The organism is Paenibacillus sp. CMAA1364 (genome assembly GCF_054373195.1).
The window spans coordinates 21891-37979 of the sequence record NZ_JBITNB010000023.1 but is presented as its reverse complement, the minus strand read 5'-3'; the positions used below and the strand labels follow the sequence as shown (position 1 = coordinate 37979).

The following is a 16089-nucleotide window of genomic DNA, read 5'->3' as shown; positions in this document are numbered from 1 at the left end:
ATCTTAACAATGGCAGATCAAGGATATTCTCCTTGGTCTGCCATTGTAATTCGTATTATTATTTCTTTTGGAAGAAACTCTTTAAAGCCTGATATACTTCTCCTCGTTCTTTGATTACATAATGCATAAATTGCTCAACTTTGATATTGCGATAGGCAGACATCAATGTACTGCTTCTATTATATTGATTAACTTCACCATAACCGAATACATTGCTCACTTTGAGTAATTCAGCGATAAGGTTTACACATCGATCGTTATCTGATGATAAATTGTCTCCATCTGAGAAATGAAACGGATAAATATTGAATTTTGAAGGGGGATATCGCTCATCAATGATCTCAAGTGCTTTTAGATAGGCAGATGAGCAGATCGTTCCACCACTTTCACCACGTGTAAAGAACTCATTCTCCGTTACTTCTTTAGCTTCGGTATGATGTGCAATGAAGACAATCTCAACCTTCTCGTATTGCTTTCTTAAGAATCGATTCATCCAGAAGAAGAAACTGCGTGCGCAATATTTCTCGAAGGCGCCCATGGAACCAGAAGTATCCATCATCGCGATAATCACAGCATTGGATTCGGGAACTACGACATCATCCCATGTCTTATAACGCAAATCATCTGGATTAATACCGTGAATTCCAGGAACCCCTGCAGTAGCATTTCTCCGTATGTTTTCTAGGATCGTTCTTTTTTTATCGAGATTAGACATCATGCCCTTTTTTCGCACATCACTAAAGACTATCTTATGCGTTTCGATTTGTTCTTTATCTTTCTGTTGTAAGTGTGGTAGCTCTAATTCTTCAAAGAGCATATTCTCGATGTCTTCAATACTAATCTCTGTATCCACAGTATCTACCCCGGGTTGATCACTCGCCTTATCACCTTTGCCAGGCTTTTGAATAGGTTCACGACCAAGCACATCTCCAACTTGACTGTCTCCATCACCCTGCCCAATATGTTTTTGTTTCTGATAATTATAAATGAAACGATATTCATCTAAACTTCGAATTGGAACTTTGATGATTTGTTTACCATCAGACATAACGATATTCTCTTCTGTAATGAGATCGGGGAGATTCTTTTTGATAATATCTCGTACTTTCTGTTGATGTCTAACTTGGTCTTGATAACCTTTACGATGTAGCGACCAGTCTTCCCGTGATACGACAAATGAATTATGTTGGTGTGACATGGATATAACGTAGCCCCCTCACATGGATTAATTATAATAGATGTTAAGTATGTATATTCAATGAAAGACATGATATGTGAGGGGAGAACCGGAATAAATAAAAACGATTTCCTAGTCTAAGATAGACCAGAGAAATCGTTCATATTGACTTAGTGCTATTGTGTTTTCTTCGCGTACATAATACCAATCGTTTGAGGTCCACAATGACAAGAAATGACACAACCTGCGGTGGCAATAGCTACTTCGGCTGTGGTGTGGGATTGAAGACTTTGTTGTAGAAGAATGGCATCATCTTGTGCTAAAGAGTGAACAACAAGAATTAGATCATGATCCATGAGATCTTTCTTATCTAGTGCATTCTGTAATAACATCTCCACAGCTTTCTCGCGTTTACCGCGAACTCGATAGGCGGGTGTCATCGTTCCATTTGATACTTTAATGATAGGACGGATCTTTAAAAGACTCCCGATAAGATTTTGCATACCAGAACAGCGTCCGCCTTTATACAAATATTCTAAAGTATCTACAACAAATTCAGCTTCGATCTGAGGTCTCACAGCTTCCAGAAGAGAAACAATATCTCGTAATGGTTGACCTGAGCTAGCGGCATGAACTGCTTTCATAACAAGAAGTCCAATGGAAGATGATAAATTCAAAGAATCGAAGACAGCTATTTGATCTGCGGGGAATTCTGCGGCTGCGATTAGAGCGTTCTGATAGGTTGAAGATAGTTCTGACGAGAGACTTATGTACAGAATCTGATCTCCTTGTTCTGTGTAGGGAGTAAATGCAGCTATGAAATCAGCAGGAGAGGGTGCAGCAGTTCTAGGTAAAACGCCATTCTCTGAGACTCTCTGGTATAAATCCGTAGGGGATATTTCAACGCCATCTTTCAAGGATTCTTCTCCGAAGACGACATATAAAGGTACAATGCCAATGTTGAATTGTTCAATCCATGATGTGGGTAAATCGCTAGTGCTATCAGCAAAAATCTTAATATTTGGCATGTGATCCTCCTTAACAGGTTACATTATACTAATACTTTTCCATATTTGAGAGGAAAAATCAAGGATTGTAATAAAAGTGTAGCGCATCACTAGAAAGGTGGCAATTCATTTCTCAATGGACTATCATAATGGAAGTATGTTAGAAAATGGTTAAAGGGGATAGATACACATGAAACAACGCTTCATGAAATGGGGAACGATCCTAATGGCTCTTTCTGTTGCTTTTGGTGCTTTTGGTGCGCACTTGTTAGAGCCTAGAATAGGTAAAGAAGCTATGGAGATTTATCAGACAGCTGTACAGTATCATATGATTCATGGTCTCGCACTTCTGGTTGTTGGATTAATGGTTGGACAGATGGGTGAATCTAAAAAATTACAATGGGCTGGTAATTTGTTTATAGTTGGAATTATGATCTTCTCTGGGAGTTTATATATCTTAAGTATGACGGGCATTAAAGTGTTGGGAGCCATTACACCTATTGGTGGGGTTGCTTTTATTGCGGGTTGGTTATGTTTGTTATCCGTTGCAGGAAGCAAGAAGGAAATAAGATAAAGAAGTATTGCTTACAACAAATGACCAAGCCAAAATGATACTCTTTGGCTTGGTCATTTGTTGTAATGGTGGCTTTGAGTGGAGTGTGACTAAACATACTAATGATCAAATGAGTCAATCTCATTCAAATTGAATGAATAAACTTGTTTCTCATCGACGTGATAAACATTAATAAATTGCTTCTCTTCATCTAAATTTAATATTCGGCATGGAAGAGTCATCACTTTACCCAGACGATTAGCTGTCAAATGTACCAATCGATTATCTTTAATACAAGCTCTAATCCAGATCTTAGGATCTTCAATATTATTAAGTTTTGAATCAGTAGGATTGACAATGGGTTGTTGAATTATGGGTTCAACTTTCCGAATGACAGTCGAAGCTTTTTCGCTGTTGCCAATTTTCTTGTATTTAGATGCGGTGGAGTTAGATATATTGGATTGAGTGGAGTGTGGCTTCTTCTTTAATTCAAGAAGAGTATCTATAATTCCGCCCAGCTTAATTCCAGATTTAACTCTGAAGTCCAAAACATCGTCACTTTGATTCATCATTTCAATCAATAATTGAAGTGCCTTAGCATTAGATTGGTTCTTGATTAAGATGTCGACACTGAATAAAAAGCCTATATCCCCGTTGTCTTGTGTATTATCCATATGTCACCCATCCTATCATTAAAATCTGTTTAGCCATTAGACTATACCATTATTATGCGAGAAAAAAAAGTCTTCGTTGCTTACTAATTGTGGATGACAGTCCACAATTATAATCGAATTTAGGCGGAAAATAATGTAAGTGTCTATGTGATGTTTCAAATAGCAATGAATGGGGGTAAGATATAAGATAGGAGTCAAGGATATATAAATCATTAAATAGAAAAGGATGCGATTAATATGGCAAAGGCTACTTTAGTTAAATCTCAAAAAATGACTTTGGAACAAGCGTTGAATCTACAAGTTGCTAATTTAAATGTATTATATGTAAAGATTCATAATTTTCATTGGTATGTGCGAGGGGAGAACTTCTTCACATTACACGTGAAGTTCGAAGAATTGTATAATGACGTTACTCTAAAAATGGACACAGTCGCTGAACGTTTATTGACGATCAAAGGAAGTCCAGTAGCGACAATGAAAGAATTTCTTGAGATGACAAGCATTCAAGAAGCGAATGGTAAAGAGAACGCAAGCAAAATGGTTCAGATTTTGATTGAAGATCTTGCTACAATTACGGAAGAATTGGTAGATGGCATTGATTTAGCTGAGAAATCCGATGATGCTGTAACTGCTGATATGTTAGTTGCAATCAAAGGTGATTTCGAAAAGCATATGTGGATGCTTCGCTCATATTCTGCATAATATTAACAACCTATATGGATATCAATAATTGTTGATTATTGGGCTTGGCTGAATTACTTGGCCAAGCCCAATTTATATATATATATAGTTATATTACCTATCTATAATAAGATGATAAAAAAGAATTAAGTGAGAATCATTGAGAATCAAACGGATTTAGTTTAGAATGAGTATAAAGAACATAACTAATACTTGAGATTGGGGATATAAATCCATTTCAAATATAGTTTTCATTTTTTTTAACAATAACAAAAAACGGAGGGAACAATAAATATGACTACAAATTTCGTCATTGAAGGTCTTAAAGCATCAATAGAAGGTAAAGAAATACTGAAAGGTATCAACTTGGAAATAAAAGGTGGAGAGATTCATGCCATCATGGGTCCAAATGGTACAGGTAAAAGTACGTTAGCTTCTGCTTTGATGGGACATCCTAAGTATGAAGTAACCGAGGGGAAAGTGTTATTGGATGGGGAAGATGTACTTGAGATGGATGTGGATGAACGTGCTCGTGCGGGTCTCTTTCTTGGAATGCAATACCCAAGCGAAATTAGTGGTGTAACGAACTCGGATTTCCTTCGCAGTGCAATGAATGCTCGCCGCGAGGAAGGAAGCGAAGTTTCCTTAATTAGATTCATCCGTCAAATGGAAGCGAAGATGAAAGAACTCGAAATGAACCCTGAGTTTCTTCATCGTTATTTGAACGAAGGTTTCTCTGGTGGAGAAAAGAAACGTAATGAAATCCTTCAAATGATGATGTTAGATCCGAAACTAGTAATCCTTGATGAAATTGACTCCGGTCTAGATATAGATGCACTTAGAATTGTTGCAAACGGCGTTAATGCGATGAGAAATGAAGATCGTGGATTCTTAATTATTACCCACTATCAACGTCTATTAAGCTATGTTAAACCAGATTTCGTTCACGTTATGATGCAAGGTGTTATCGTGAAATCGGGTGGACCTGAATTAGCGGAGCGTTTGGAAGCAGACGGATATGATTGGATAAAGACGGAGCTTGGTATTGAAGATGAAACTGTAGGACAAGAAGCATAAATATAACGGGAGGAGGACATTGATATGACAACAGAAACCATTCTTCCGGTTAATGCCGAAAGTATAACAACGATATCTAATCGTAATCAAGAGCCAGTCTGGCTAACTGAATTACGTCTAAAAGGATTGGAGTTAGCAAGTCAATTGGAACTTCCTCGTCTAGAGAAGACGAGAATTGATCGGTGGGACACGCAAGCATATGGAGCGTATCAAGATTCAACTGTCATCCAATCTGTAGATCAACTTCCAGATATGCTACAAGGATTGATTAAGGATCAAGGATTACAAGACAGTCTTATTGTTCAGCATAATTCTGGCGTAGTATATACGAATCTTTCTGCTGAATTAGAAGCTCAAGGGGTTATCTTTATGGATCTTCATAAAGCGGCTAGTAAGCATGAAGATTTAGTGAAGACTTATCTTCATAAGGCGATTGGAATGGATGAGAATTATATTACAGCTATACACGCTGCTCTTTGGAACGGCGGAGTATTCCTATATGTACCTAAGAATGTTGAAGTAACTGTACCTCTCCAAGCGATTTTTCTAACGGATGAAGGGCAGGCAACATTTGCACCACATATATTAATTGTTGCAGATACGAACAGTAGTGTAACTTATGTAGATAACTATGTATCAGGCGATCTTGGTGGATCTGTCGTTCATAATGGATCGGTTGAAGTATTCGCGAAATCAGGTGCCAAAGTTCGTTACGCAACAGTGCATCAACTTGGCGAACAAGTGACCGAACTTAGTTATCGTCGGGCAATCTTAGACAATGATGCAGTGATTGAATGGATCGTTGGTGAGATGAATGATGGAAATACAATGAGTGATACGAATTCTATCCTCAAAGGAAATGGATCTTCTTCTGATTCTAAGATTATTGCTGTTGGTTCAGGTGCCCAGAAGCTCAATTACACAACTAAAGCGCAACATTTCGGTAAGAATACGCCAAGCCAAATGATCACACGTGCTGTATTGCGTGAGCAATCTACAGCTATTATCAATGGCATTACGAAGATTGAGCATGGTGCTTCCGGAGCGGACGGTCAGCAGACAGAGAAAGTGTTAATGCTTAGCCCTAAAGCACGTGGGGATGCGAATCCATTGCTTCTTATTGATGAAGACGACGTAACGGCAGGTCACGCAGCATCAGTTGGACAAGTAAATGCTGAGCAAGTGTACTATTTAATGTCTCGTGGTATTACACGTAGTGAAGCAGAAGCATTAATTATTTATGGTTTCCTTGCTCCGGTAGTATCGCAGATTCCACTGGAAGGCTTACGGACTCAACTTCAATCTCTTGTAGAAAGGAAGCTAGGACGATGAACTTAGACGTTCGCGAGCAATTCCCTATACTGCAGCAGGAGATCAATGGACATCCATTAGTGTATCTGGATAGTGCAGCTACTTCTCAAAAGCCTCGTGTTGTGATAGATGCACTGCAGCATTATTATGAGTTGGATAATGCAAATGTCCATCGTGGAGTTCATACGCTAGGTAGCCGTGCTACGGATGCGTATGAAGGTGCTCGTGAAAAGGTAGCTAAGTTCATCAATGCGAAGAGTACACAAGAGATCATCTTCACCCGTGGAACGACTTCAGCATTAAATATCATAGCGACTTCATATGCTCGTGCAGTATGTGGCGAAGGCGACGAGATTGTGATTACACCTATGGAGCATCATAGTAATCTCATACCGTGGCAGCAGGTGGCCAAAGCAACCGGTGCCACGCTCAAATATATTACATTACAAACCGATGGATCGGTTGATCTAGCTGAAGTAGAGAAAACAGTCACTGCTCAGACTAAAATTGTATCCATTGCACATGTCTCTAATGTCATGGGAGTCGTCAATCCAATTAAACAAATTGCAGAGATTGCTCATCGCCATGGTGCTATTCTTGTAGTAGATGGGGCTCAAAGCGTTCCGCATATGAAAGTGGATGTGCAAGATTTAGATAGCGACTTCTACGCATTCTCATCTCATAAGATGTGTGGTCCAACGGGTATCGGTGTGCTTTACGGTAAGAAGGCACTGCTTGAGTTCATGGAACCCGTTGAATTTGGTGGAGAAATGATCGATGATGTGGGTCTGTACGACTCTTCTTGGAAAGAACTTCCTTGGAAGTTCGAAGGCGGAACGCCTATTATAGCAGGTGCTGTAGGATTAGGTGCTGCTATAGATTTCCTTGAAGACATTGGACTTGATCGTATTGAGCGCCATGAGATTCAATTAGCGACGTATGCGATGGATCGTCTATCTGAGATAGATGGAATTACATTATATGGACCACGCAAGCGTGAAGTTGGTCTGATTACTTTTAATTTAAATGACGTTCATCCTCATGATGTAGCTACAGTATTGGACGCAAGTGGAATAGCAGTTCGAGCGGGACATCATTGTTGCCAACCGTTAATGCGTTGGTTAGAAGTGAATTCGACCGTACGTGCAAGCTTCTACTTGTATAATACAGAATCAGATATTGATCGTCTTGTTAGTGCCTTAATCCAGACAAAGGAGTACTTCGGACATGCAACTTGATGACTTATACCGTCAGGTAATTATGGATCATTATAAGAATCCTCGTAATAAAGGGAAGTTTGAAGAGGATGCGATAACGGTTGATCTAAATAATCCTACATGTGGCGACAAAATTTCATTACAACTTAAAGTGAATAATGGAATAGTGGAAGATGCGAAATATACCGGCGATGGATGTTCCATCAGTATGTCTTCTGCATCGATGATGACAGCTGCAGTGAAAGGCAAGACACTAGAAGAAGCGAAGGAAATGATTGCTCGTTTCTCAGAGCTTATGTTAGGTAACGATGTTCAATTTGATGAATACGAAGATATTGAAGCCTTATCTGGAGTGAATAAGTTCCCTGCACGCATTAAATGCGCAACGCTATCTTGGAATGCACTACGCAAAGTGATTGATGAGGAACAGTTCAACAAATTATGATAGGGAGATGAATAAATATGGCTAAGAAATCACCTGAGTTAGAAGAATATAAATATGGATTTCGCGATGAACATGAATCTATTTTTAAGACTGGAAAAGGATTAACGCGTGAAATTGTCATGGAAATATCTCGAATTAAGAATGAACCAGAATGGATGCTTGATTTCCGTCTGAAAGCATTAGAACAGTTCGAGAAGATGCCTATGCCGAATTTCGGTGGTAACATGGATGACTTGGATTTCAATGAAATTCAGTACTTTGTTAGAGCTTCAGACAAGCAAGGGAAGACATGGGAAGAGGTTCCATCTGAAATTAAGGAAACATTTGATAAGCTGGGCATTCCAGAAGCGGAGCAGAAGTTTCTAGCGGGTGTATCTGCACAATATGAATCAGAAGTTGTTTATCATAGTATGCAGAAAGAACTTGAAGATCAAGGTGTAATCTTCATGGATATGGATACAGCACTTAGAGAGCATCCAGAGATTGTTAAGGAATACATCAGTACGGTTATTCCGACAACTGACAACAAGTTCTCTGCATTGAATAGTGCGGTATGGTCAGGTGGAAGCTTTATCTATGTACCTAAGGGTGTTGTATGTGAAATGCCTCTACAGGCTTACTTCCGTATTAACTCTGAAAATATGGGACAATTCGAACGTACGTTGATTATTGCTGATGAGGATAGTCATGTACACTATGTTGAAGGATGTACAGCTCCTATATATAGTACGAATTCTCTGCACAGTGCTGTTGTAGAAATTATTTGTAAGAAGAACGCACGAGTGCGTTATACAACGATTCAGAACTGGGCGCCGAATATTTATAACCTTGTAACGAAGCGTGCTGTTGCAGAAGAAAATGCTACGATGGAATGGGTAGATGGTAATATCGGTTCTAAACTTACGATGAAATATCCATCTGTTATACTTAAGGGACGTGGAGCAAAAGGAATGGTACTGTCCATTGCTATTGCAGGTAAAGGCCAGCATCAAGATGCCGGAGCCAAAATGATTCATTTGGCACCTGATACGACATCAACGATTGTGTCTAAATCCATCAGTAAGCATGGTGGTAAGGTCACTTATCGTGGTCTTGCTTCCTTCGGGCGTCAAGCATCAGGAGCTAAGGCTAATATTCAGTGTGATACGTTGATTCTAGATAACGAATCCACTTCGGATACAATTCCATATAATGAGATTATGAATGATAATATTATATTGGAGCATGAAGCTACCGTATCTAAGGTTTCTGAAGAACAACTCTTCTATTTAATGAGCCGTGGACTTACTGAGGCTGATGCTACTCAAATGATTATCATGGGCTTCATCGAGCCATTCACGAAAGAATTGCCGATGGAATACGCCGTTGAGATGAATCGTCTCATCAAGTTCGAGATGGAAGGTTCTATCGGGTAAATCGCTATACATGTGTAGGAGACGAACTTATCCAGTTCGTCTCCTATTTTTTATTGTGCAATAAGACGATAGTGCTGTGAAATTACTGTGCAGAGAATGAAAAATACGCCGCAGCCATGTATGCGTACAGTCTTTATTATTAGTTGGACACAAAGAAGTGCACTCCAATGGTTAGTGGTATCTAATCATTGGGGTGCACTTCAGAGATATAACTTACTGCTAGTTCAATTCAACTAAGCGATGATTTGTTTAATAGATATATGACGTTCAATGGACAGGTCTATAAAGTTAGTATCTACCTTAACGAGAGGACGGAAGAAATCTTGATTATTGTTCATGATGATTGTTCCTACCTCTTCAGAGGATAAAATCACTTCTTTACCAATGAAATTAGGAAGCATATGTCGGATGAAAGCTTGTGTTGGTTTACCATTTAATTTACCGAAGCTAAGACTAAATATTTCTTTAAGTACAGTTAATAATTCTTGTTTTGACTGATATACACGATGTGTCGTCATCGCACTAAACACATCAGCGACAGCAGTGATTTGAGAGAAAGGGTGAATATTGTGTTCATTAATCTGAAGAGGGTAACCGCTACCATCATCACGCTCATGATGTTGCAGAGCAACAAGAGCGGATACTTCGTCCATCGAAGAATTTCGTATGATTTCGTACCCATAGGTAGTATGAAGTTTAACGATCTCGTATTCTTCAGGTGTTAACTTACCCGCTTTATTAAGTATTTCAGGAGGAATTCGGCATTTACCGATATCATGTAGATATCCTGCCTTGCCACATGTATAAGCATCTTTCTTTGAATAACCAAGCCAAGTAGCAATATAATAAGATAACATGCCAACTTGCATGGAGTGTTGATATGTATAGTCATCTTCCTGATCAAGTACTAACAATAAAGAAACTACATCTTTATTTTCGCGTAACTGGTCAACTAACGGATGCATAACATCGTCAATAACGGTATTATTTACAGTTCCCGTACTTATTGCTTCTAAAAATATATTCTCAAAACCATCGACAGCTTGCTTAATATTGGGTTTGGCTCTAGCTAAAGCCTCTTCCTTTTTTGTTAGTTCTTTAAGTGCCTCTTCTTTACTGAAAACTGTGACATCAACATAATCAATCCCATGTTGCATGAGCTTACTGATCTCTGGTGATCCTAATGTAGTGTCCTTTTGTAATACGTGCAGGCCATGTCTATTGAAAGTATCAACTTCTAAGATATCTCCAGCGCTTAGATCCGTGACATGTAGTCTCAAGTAAAGTCTCCTCTCGTAAGGTATTGCAATAAGTCTATCATATCAAGAAGAAAATGGAATTACAATAAATATCGATAGTATAGGGGGAAATTTGAAGCATAATTTTACACAATTCCAACATTATTATTGTAAAAATTAGCAATCAATTGGTAAAAGAATTTGATTCATGAAAATAATGTAATTTTTTCGCCAAATGGCTTGTTGAGTTCTGTCGGATGTTGTAATATTAGACAAGTAAATCAAAGGTGGTTCATGTATATAGATGGAATAAGCTAGTCTATTGAGCATACATATTATACTAGAATATTGAATTCAATGGATACATATTTAGGGAGGGTTACATGGATATCATTACAGCAATTATTCTTGGAATTGTAGAAGGGATCACGGAGTTCATTCCTGTGTCATCAACAGGTCACATGATATTAACATCAAGATTAATGGGGTTTAACGATCAAACGGACATCATGAAGACCTTTGAAATAGTCATTCAACTGGGAGCTATCTTGGCGATTGCAATAGTGTACTGGAATCGTTTATTAAGCTTACTTGGTTTGAATAGATATAAAGAGGTATCTCTAAATGTAAGCCAACGAAGTAAAAAGCTTGATTTATGGCATGTTATTCTAGGAATCTCACCGGCACTTATTGTTGCATTCTTTGCTAGAGATTTTATCAAAAGTTTATTTAATGCAAATACTGTTGTATGGGCATTGGTTGCCGGTGGTATATTTATGATTTTTGCCGAATGGTTTAACAAATCCAAAATAACGATAACCGCCCATGAGCTAGATGATTTAACATACAAACAGGCATTTATGATTGGTATGTACCAGATTATCTCTGTGCTGTGGCCTGGATTTTCACGTTCAGGTTCCACAATCTCAGGGGGGATGCTAAGTGGCGTCAGCTATAAAGCGTCAGCTGATTTCTCTTTTTTAATTGCCATTCCAATTATGTGTGCTGCTTCGGGTTATGAATTACTTGATTCTTACCGATATTTTAATAGTGAGACAATTGGCTTCTTTGCGATTGGGTTTTTGATCTCATTTATAGTTGCCTATGTCGTTGTTGTAGTATTTATGAAGCTCATCCAGCGTATTCGACTGACACATTTTGCGATATATCGTTTTGTCCTTGCGGCTATTTTTTGGATATTCATTTTGAACTAACAAGATAATATCGAATTCAATTTGATGGAATTTCGTAATGATTTCGTAGATAATAATGACCATTCTTTATGTAGGAGGGTACACCTTGCGACTAGTACCTGTAAACAAGCTTCAAGACGGAATGAAAATTGGAAAAAAGATATATAGCACCGAAGGGGTAACTCTATTGGCAGAAGGCGTGGAGTTAACGGGTACTCTTATTCGAAGATTGAAAGAATTAGATATTGGCTTTATATATATTCAGGATAAATGGACAGAAGATATTATTATTCCGGAGGTCTTGCATGAAGAGACACGCCGCGAAGCCATGAAAGCGATTCGTACAAGCTTCCAACAAATATCCTCACCAACTAGTTCTTCTACTCCTGTAAAAGGGTACCGTCATCTAGGTAGACAATTCTCAGCAGTGATGGATTCGATCTTAGACGATCTACGTAGTCAAGAATTACCGATGATTATGCTTATGGATATGAATACTACGGATTCATTCTTATATAAACACTCATTAAATGTATGTGTATATACTTTGATCCTTGGTGCAGCTAGCGGTATGAATCAAGATAAACTAAAGGTGTTAGGTATGGGTTCATTGTTACACGATATTGGGAAGACACAAATACCTCTTAAAATATTGATGAAACCGGGCAAGCTTACTGATGAGGAATATCAACAAATGAAGTCACATGCAGATATTGGTTATAAGATATTAAAAGATGAATCGGATATTCCGCTACTTGCTGCGCATTGTGCTCTGCAACATCATGAACGACTTGATGGAACAGGATACCCTCGGGGTCTGAAAGGCTCTGAAATCCATGAATTCGCTCAATTACTCGGATTGGCAGATTCCTTTGATGCGATGACAACACATCGTGTATATAAGCCTGCGATGCTACCACATCAGGCAGTGGAGGTATTGTATGGGGGTTCAGGTACATTGTATGATCAGCATATGTTAGAGATATTCCGTGATAAAGTAGCTATCTATCCACCAGGTATAGGTGTTCGACTCAGTACAGGTGAATCTGGGGTTGTGTGTAAGATTGATCCCATGTTGCCACATCGTCCTGTCGTTCGTATTATGTCTAACTGCCAGGGGGAATTACTAAAATGTCCCTATGACTTAGATTTAACTAAAGTGCTATCCACGATTATTACTCATGTGGAGGGAATGGAGACTCCCATCACATTAGCACAATAGTGCTTTAATGATAATTGTATGAAACCGCGATATCGAACAGGGAATTACGACAGTGGACTAGAAGTATAACCACTGTCGTAAACTAATCGATACTACGTGGTTTTTTTGTCAGTACAATAGGGGATATTGAATGAATGCGGTAAGTATTGCATCGTGATATGATATAAATGAATAAATATGAAATGGATTAAGGTGGTAAATATGAATACAATGCTTGGTAACACACTAGAACTACAACAAATTTCTTCGAGTTATGATCCTTGGGAGCCGATACATTCCCTTCGAAAGCATGGTAAACATGTTCTTACGAGTGTAGAGATGACAGTTACCCATTTATGTAATATGCGGTGTGAACATTGTGCAGTAGGTGAGATGTTAGTGATGAAGGAATCTGAATCTTTATCGCTTGATCTTATGATGAGAAGACTAGACGAAGTGGAGCACTTAGAGACGATAAGTATGACTGGCGGCGAGCCACTTTTCAGAAAGAAAACAGTTGAAGAAATCATTGTCCCACTATTAAAATATGCACGTGAACGTGGTGTGAAGACTCAGATTAATTCCAATCTTACGATGGGGATGGATCGATATGACTTGTTATTACCCTATCTCGATGTCATGCATATGTCATTTAATTATTTGAACGGTGACGATTTTCATGAGATTGGATTCGCAAACAGTGCAAATCCTGTGAGTAAAGAAGCCGCATATCGGTTATATAATACGATGGTTGAAAACACGCGGAAGCTGAGTGATTCAGGTATGTATATATCTGCCGAATCAATGATTAACCATAGAACACATCACAAAATGGATGAAATTCATCAATTAATTGTAGAAATGGGATGTAAACGTCATGAAATACATCCGATGTATACGTCGAGTTTCGCCTCGAATTTACCTGTATTATCCCTAGAAGATATGCGCAATTGCATAAATAGTTTACTTGATTCACGCGATGAGAGCATTTGGATGTTATTCGGAACGCTTCCGTTCTATGCATGTAATCCGTCGATAGAGGACATCAATCTTCTTCGTCGACTTCAGGAGTCTCGTCATGTTACTGTTCGAAATGACCCGGATGGTCGTAATCGAGTGAATGTGAATTTGTTCTCTGGAGATGTGTATGTAACTGATTTTGCTGAAATCCCCCCTTTTGGAAATATTAAGACAGAGATGCTTGATCATGTCTTTGATAAATGGGCCAATGGACACCCGTTAAATGAAAGTGTCAATTGTCATTGTGATGCAGTAAGCTGCTGTGGGCCTAACTTGTTAGTCGCAGACATGTATTATAAGGACGTAAATTTTAAATTAAGAACAGCGAACAATCTATAGAAACGAGGGGTTCATATTGGAATCCGAATTTGCGCTTGGCGAATTTATATTGAATATTTCCCTAGTATTAATCCTTGTCTTATTAAATGGGGTTTTCGTGGCAGCCGAATTTTCACTTGTGAAAATACGTCAGACACGCATAGCTCAATTAGTCAGTGAAGGAAATAAACTAGCGGGATATGCGCTAAAAGTAAATAATAAACTTGACTCCTATCTGTCAGCGACACAATTTGGAATCACACTCACTTCGTTGGGTCTTGGTTGGATTGGCGAGCCGGCGATATCACAGCTTCTAGTTAAACCAATTATGTATCAATTAGGTGTGACTGATGCAACTCTAATAACAACTGTAGGTGTAGCTGTTGGGTTTAGTATTATTACCTTCTTACATATTGTTCTGGGAGAATTAGCACCGAAGTCGATTGCAATTCAGAGAACCGAGAGCACAGCTCTTGCTCTATCAGCGCCATTGATCTTTTTCTACAAAGTATTCTTTCCGATTATTTGGGTATTGAATGCTTCTGCTAACGCACTTTTGCGTCTGATTGGAATACGACCAGCAAGTGAGTTGGAAGCAGCACATTCGGAAGAAGAAATTCGAATCCTTATGAATCAAAGTGCTCGAAGCGGTGTTATTGATAAAGATGAAATGAAGCTCATGGACAACATATTTGAATTCTCAGATCTGTTAGCTCGTGAGGTAATGTTACCTAGAACAGATATGGTATGCTTATATACCAATGTTTCTCTTGAAGAGAATATAAGAATTATCAGTGAAACGAAACACTCACGATACCCCGTTGCATTAGAAGATAAGGATGAAATATTGGGGTTTATTCACATTACAGATTTACTCCTTGCAGACAGGGATCAACAAGAGGATCTTACCTCCATAATCCGCCCCATATTAAACGTACCTGAATCTATGGAGATCAGCCATGTGCTTCGTTTAATGCAGAAGAAACATGCCCAGCTTACACTTGTAGTCGATGAGTACGGTGGGACTGCAGGCATGTTAACAGCTGAAGAAATTCTCGAAAAAATCGTAGGAGATTTATACGATGAATTTGAGAATGAACGCGAAAGTATAGAAATTAATGGTGATGTTATTTCTGTTGAAGGTAGAATGTTAATTGAGGCTGTGCATGATATGACAGGTGTTATCATAGATGATGATGAAGTGGATACCATTGGTGGATGGTTATTTAAAGTACTTGAAGGAATCCCTACCAAAGGTAAACAAGTGCAGATAGGTGATTTAATATTTCAAGTCGAAGAAGCAACGCGATTACGTATTACTCGTGTTATGATTCTTCGAGCGAAAGAAAGCTCATATGAATAGTGAAATGTAGAGCATTGTCTTTTTTGGACTTCTTAGCTTGGATGAAGGTATTTCTTCGTCCAAGCTAAGAAGTTTTTTTGTTACTTTTCAGTTCATTTTCTGGGCTATTGTCATATGCTATTTACGAAGAGATGGTAAGGATTACAAATTCGAAACTAAAGGAGGAGGCTTTTATTGAATACAGAATTACGAAGTTATC

The 16089-nt window shown here is 38.5% G+C and carries 15 protein-coding genes; 11 read left to right on the top strand and 4 right to left on the bottom strand.

From position 1 onward, the window contains the following. Window positions 1–58: 58 nt before the first annotated feature. Together yhbH and ACH8E3_RS13010 are read right to left on the bottom strand one after the other, a co-directional pair. Window positions 59–1198, bottom strand: coding sequence for a sporulation protein YhbH (yhbH, locus tag ACH8E3_RS13015; RefSeq protein ID WP_458633073.1), 1140 nt, complete (start codon window positions 1196–1198; stop codon window positions 59–61). 155 nt (window positions 1199–1353) lie between these two features. Further along, the gene (locus tag ACH8E3_RS13010; RefSeq protein ID WP_458633072.1) at window positions 1354–2205 is read right to left on the bottom strand and encodes a DegV family protein; all 852 of its coding nucleotides are present in this window, start codon (window positions 2203–2205) and stop codon (window positions 1354–1356) included. Window positions 2206–2374: 169 nt separating this feature from the next. Here ACH8E3_RS13010 and ACH8E3_RS13005 point away from each other — a divergent pair, with 169 nt between their 5' ends. Continuing rightward, window positions 2375–2758, top strand: a complete 384-nt coding sequence (locus tag ACH8E3_RS13005; protein ID WP_458633071.1) for a DUF423 domain-containing protein — start codon at window positions 2375–2377, stop codon at window positions 2756–2758. A gap of 98 nt (window positions 2759–2856) precedes the next feature. Here the strand turns inward: ACH8E3_RS13005 and ACH8E3_RS13000 are convergent, their stop codons facing one another. Next, a complete protein-coding gene (locus ACH8E3_RS13000; RefSeq protein ID WP_458633070.1) occupies window positions 2857–3411 on the bottom strand; it encodes a hypothetical protein in 555 nt (184 codons plus the stop codon). A gap of 237 nt (window positions 3412–3648) precedes the next feature. On the opposite strand from ACH8E3_RS13000, the gene ACH8E3_RS12995 reads away from it, so the two are divergent. The 6 genes from ACH8E3_RS12995 to sufB all read left to right on the top strand — a co-directional run bounded on the left by ACH8E3_RS12995 (window position 3649) and on the right by sufB (window position 9557). After that, window positions 3649–4113 carry a Dps family protein gene (locus ACH8E3_RS12995; protein WP_458633069.1) on the top strand — a complete coding sequence of 155 codons (465 nt, stop codon included), beginning with the start codon at window positions 3649–3651 and terminating at the stop codon, window positions 4111–4113. 273 nt (window positions 4114–4386) lie between these two features. Continuing rightward, on the top strand, window positions 4387–5169 hold the full coding sequence (gene sufC, locus ACH8E3_RS12990; protein WP_458633068.1) for a Fe-S cluster assembly ATPase SufC: 783 nt from the start codon (window positions 4387–4389) through the stop codon (window positions 5167–5169). A gap of 24 nt (window positions 5170–5193) precedes the next feature. Continuing rightward, window positions 5194–6501, top strand: coding sequence for a Fe-S cluster assembly protein SufD (gene sufD / locus ACH8E3_RS12985; RefSeq protein ID WP_458633067.1), 1308 nt, complete (start codon window positions 5194–5196; stop codon window positions 6499–6501). Then, the gene (locus ACH8E3_RS12980) at window positions 6498–7718 is read left to right on the top strand and encodes a cysteine desulfurase (RefSeq protein WP_458633066.1); all 1221 of its coding nucleotides are present in this window, start codon (window positions 6498–6500) and stop codon (window positions 7716–7718) included. Before sufD ends, ACH8E3_RS12980 begins: the two co-directional genes overlap by 4 nt. Beyond that, complete coding sequence (sufU, locus tag ACH8E3_RS12975; protein ID WP_458633065.1) at window positions 7708–8142, top strand: Fe-S cluster assembly sulfur transfer protein SufU; 435 nt, start codon at window positions 7708–7710, stop codon at window positions 8140–8142. The genes ACH8E3_RS12980 and sufU overlap by 11 nt, the downstream gene beginning before the upstream one ends. A 17-nt stretch (window positions 8143–8159) precedes the next feature. Then, a complete protein-coding gene (gene sufB / locus ACH8E3_RS12970) occupies window positions 8160–9557 on the top strand; it encodes a Fe-S cluster assembly protein SufB (protein WP_458633064.1) in 1398 nt (465 codons plus the stop codon). Window positions 9558–9790: 233 nt separating this feature from the next. On the opposite strand, the gene ACH8E3_RS12965 is transcribed toward sufB, so the two are convergent. Continuing rightward, entirely contained in the window at window positions 9791–10837 is a 1047-nt protein-coding gene (locus ACH8E3_RS12965) for an HD-GYP domain-containing protein (protein WP_458633063.1), read from the bottom strand. Between the two features lie 341 nt (window positions 10838–11178). Here ACH8E3_RS12965 and ACH8E3_RS12960 point away from each other — a divergent pair, with 341 nt between their 5' ends. The 4 genes from ACH8E3_RS12960 (at window position 11179) to ACH8E3_RS12945 (ending at window position 15890) form a co-directional block, all read left to right on the top strand. Beyond that, window positions 11179–12009: an undecaprenyl-diphosphate phosphatase gene (locus ACH8E3_RS12960; RefSeq protein WP_458633062.1), complete on the top strand. Its 831-nt coding sequence runs from the start codon at window positions 11179–11181 to the stop codon at window positions 12007–12009. An 85-nt stretch (window positions 12010–12094) separates the two neighbouring features. Beyond that, on the top strand, window positions 12095–13210 hold the full coding sequence (locus ACH8E3_RS12955; protein ID WP_458633061.1) for an HD-GYP domain-containing protein: 1116 nt from the start codon (window positions 12095–12097) through the stop codon (window positions 13208–13210). A gap of 201 nt (window positions 13211–13411) precedes the next feature. Then, window positions 13412–14548 carry a radical SAM/CxCxxxxC motif protein YfkAB gene (yfkAB, locus tag ACH8E3_RS12950; RefSeq protein WP_458633060.1) on the top strand — a complete coding sequence of 379 codons (1137 nt, stop codon included), beginning with the start codon at window positions 13412–13414 and terminating at the stop codon, window positions 14546–14548. Window positions 14549–14564: 16 nt separating this feature from the next. After that, window positions 14565–15890: a hemolysin family protein gene (locus tag ACH8E3_RS12945; protein ID WP_458633059.1), complete on the top strand. Its 1326-nt coding sequence runs from the start codon at window positions 14565–14567 to the stop codon at window positions 15888–15890. Window positions 15891–16089 lie beyond the last annotated feature (199 nt).

What these genes read in the sequence shown, in the direction of transcription:
- yhbH (WP_458633073.1), bottom strand. Translation starts at nt 1,198, where the DNA reads ATGTCACACCAACATAATTCATTTGTCGTATCACGGGAAGACTGGTCG.
- ACH8E3_RS13010 (WP_458633072.1), bottom strand. Translation starts at nt 2,205, where the DNA reads ATGCCAAATATTAAGATTTTTGCTGATAGCACTAGCGATTTACCCACA.
- ACH8E3_RS13005 (WP_458633071.1), top strand. Translation starts at nt 2,375, where the DNA reads ATGAAACAACGCTTCATGAAATGGGGAACGATCCTAATGGCTCTTTCT.
- ACH8E3_RS13000 (WP_458633070.1), bottom strand. Translation starts at nt 3,411, where the DNA reads ATGGATAATACACAAGACAACGGGGATATAGGCTTTTTATTCAGTGTC.
- ACH8E3_RS12995 (WP_458633069.1), top strand. Translation starts at nt 3,649, where the DNA reads ATGGCAAAGGCTACTTTAGTTAAATCTCAAAAAATGACTTTGGAACAA.
- sufC (WP_458633068.1), top strand. Translation starts at nt 4,387, where the DNA reads ATGACTACAAATTTCGTCATTGAAGGTCTTAAAGCATCAATAGAAGGT.
- sufD (WP_458633067.1), top strand. Translation starts at nt 5,194, where the DNA reads ATGACAACAGAAACCATTCTTCCGGTTAATGCCGAAAGTATAACAACG.
- ACH8E3_RS12980 (WP_458633066.1), top strand. Translation starts at nt 6,498, where the DNA reads ATGAACTTAGACGTTCGCGAGCAATTCCCTATACTGCAGCAGGAGATC.
- sufU (WP_458633065.1), top strand. Translation starts at nt 7,708, where the DNA reads ATGCAACTTGATGACTTATACCGTCAGGTAATTATGGATCATTATAAG.
- sufB (WP_458633064.1), top strand. Translation starts at nt 8,160, where the DNA reads ATGGCTAAGAAATCACCTGAGTTAGAAGAATATAAATATGGATTTCGC.
- ACH8E3_RS12960 (WP_458633062.1), top strand. Translation starts at nt 11,179, where the DNA reads ATGGATATCATTACAGCAATTATTCTTGGAATTGTAGAAGGGATCACG.
- yfkAB (WP_458633060.1), top strand. Translation starts at nt 13,412, where the DNA reads ATGAATACAATGCTTGGTAACACACTAGAACTACAACAAATTTCTTCG.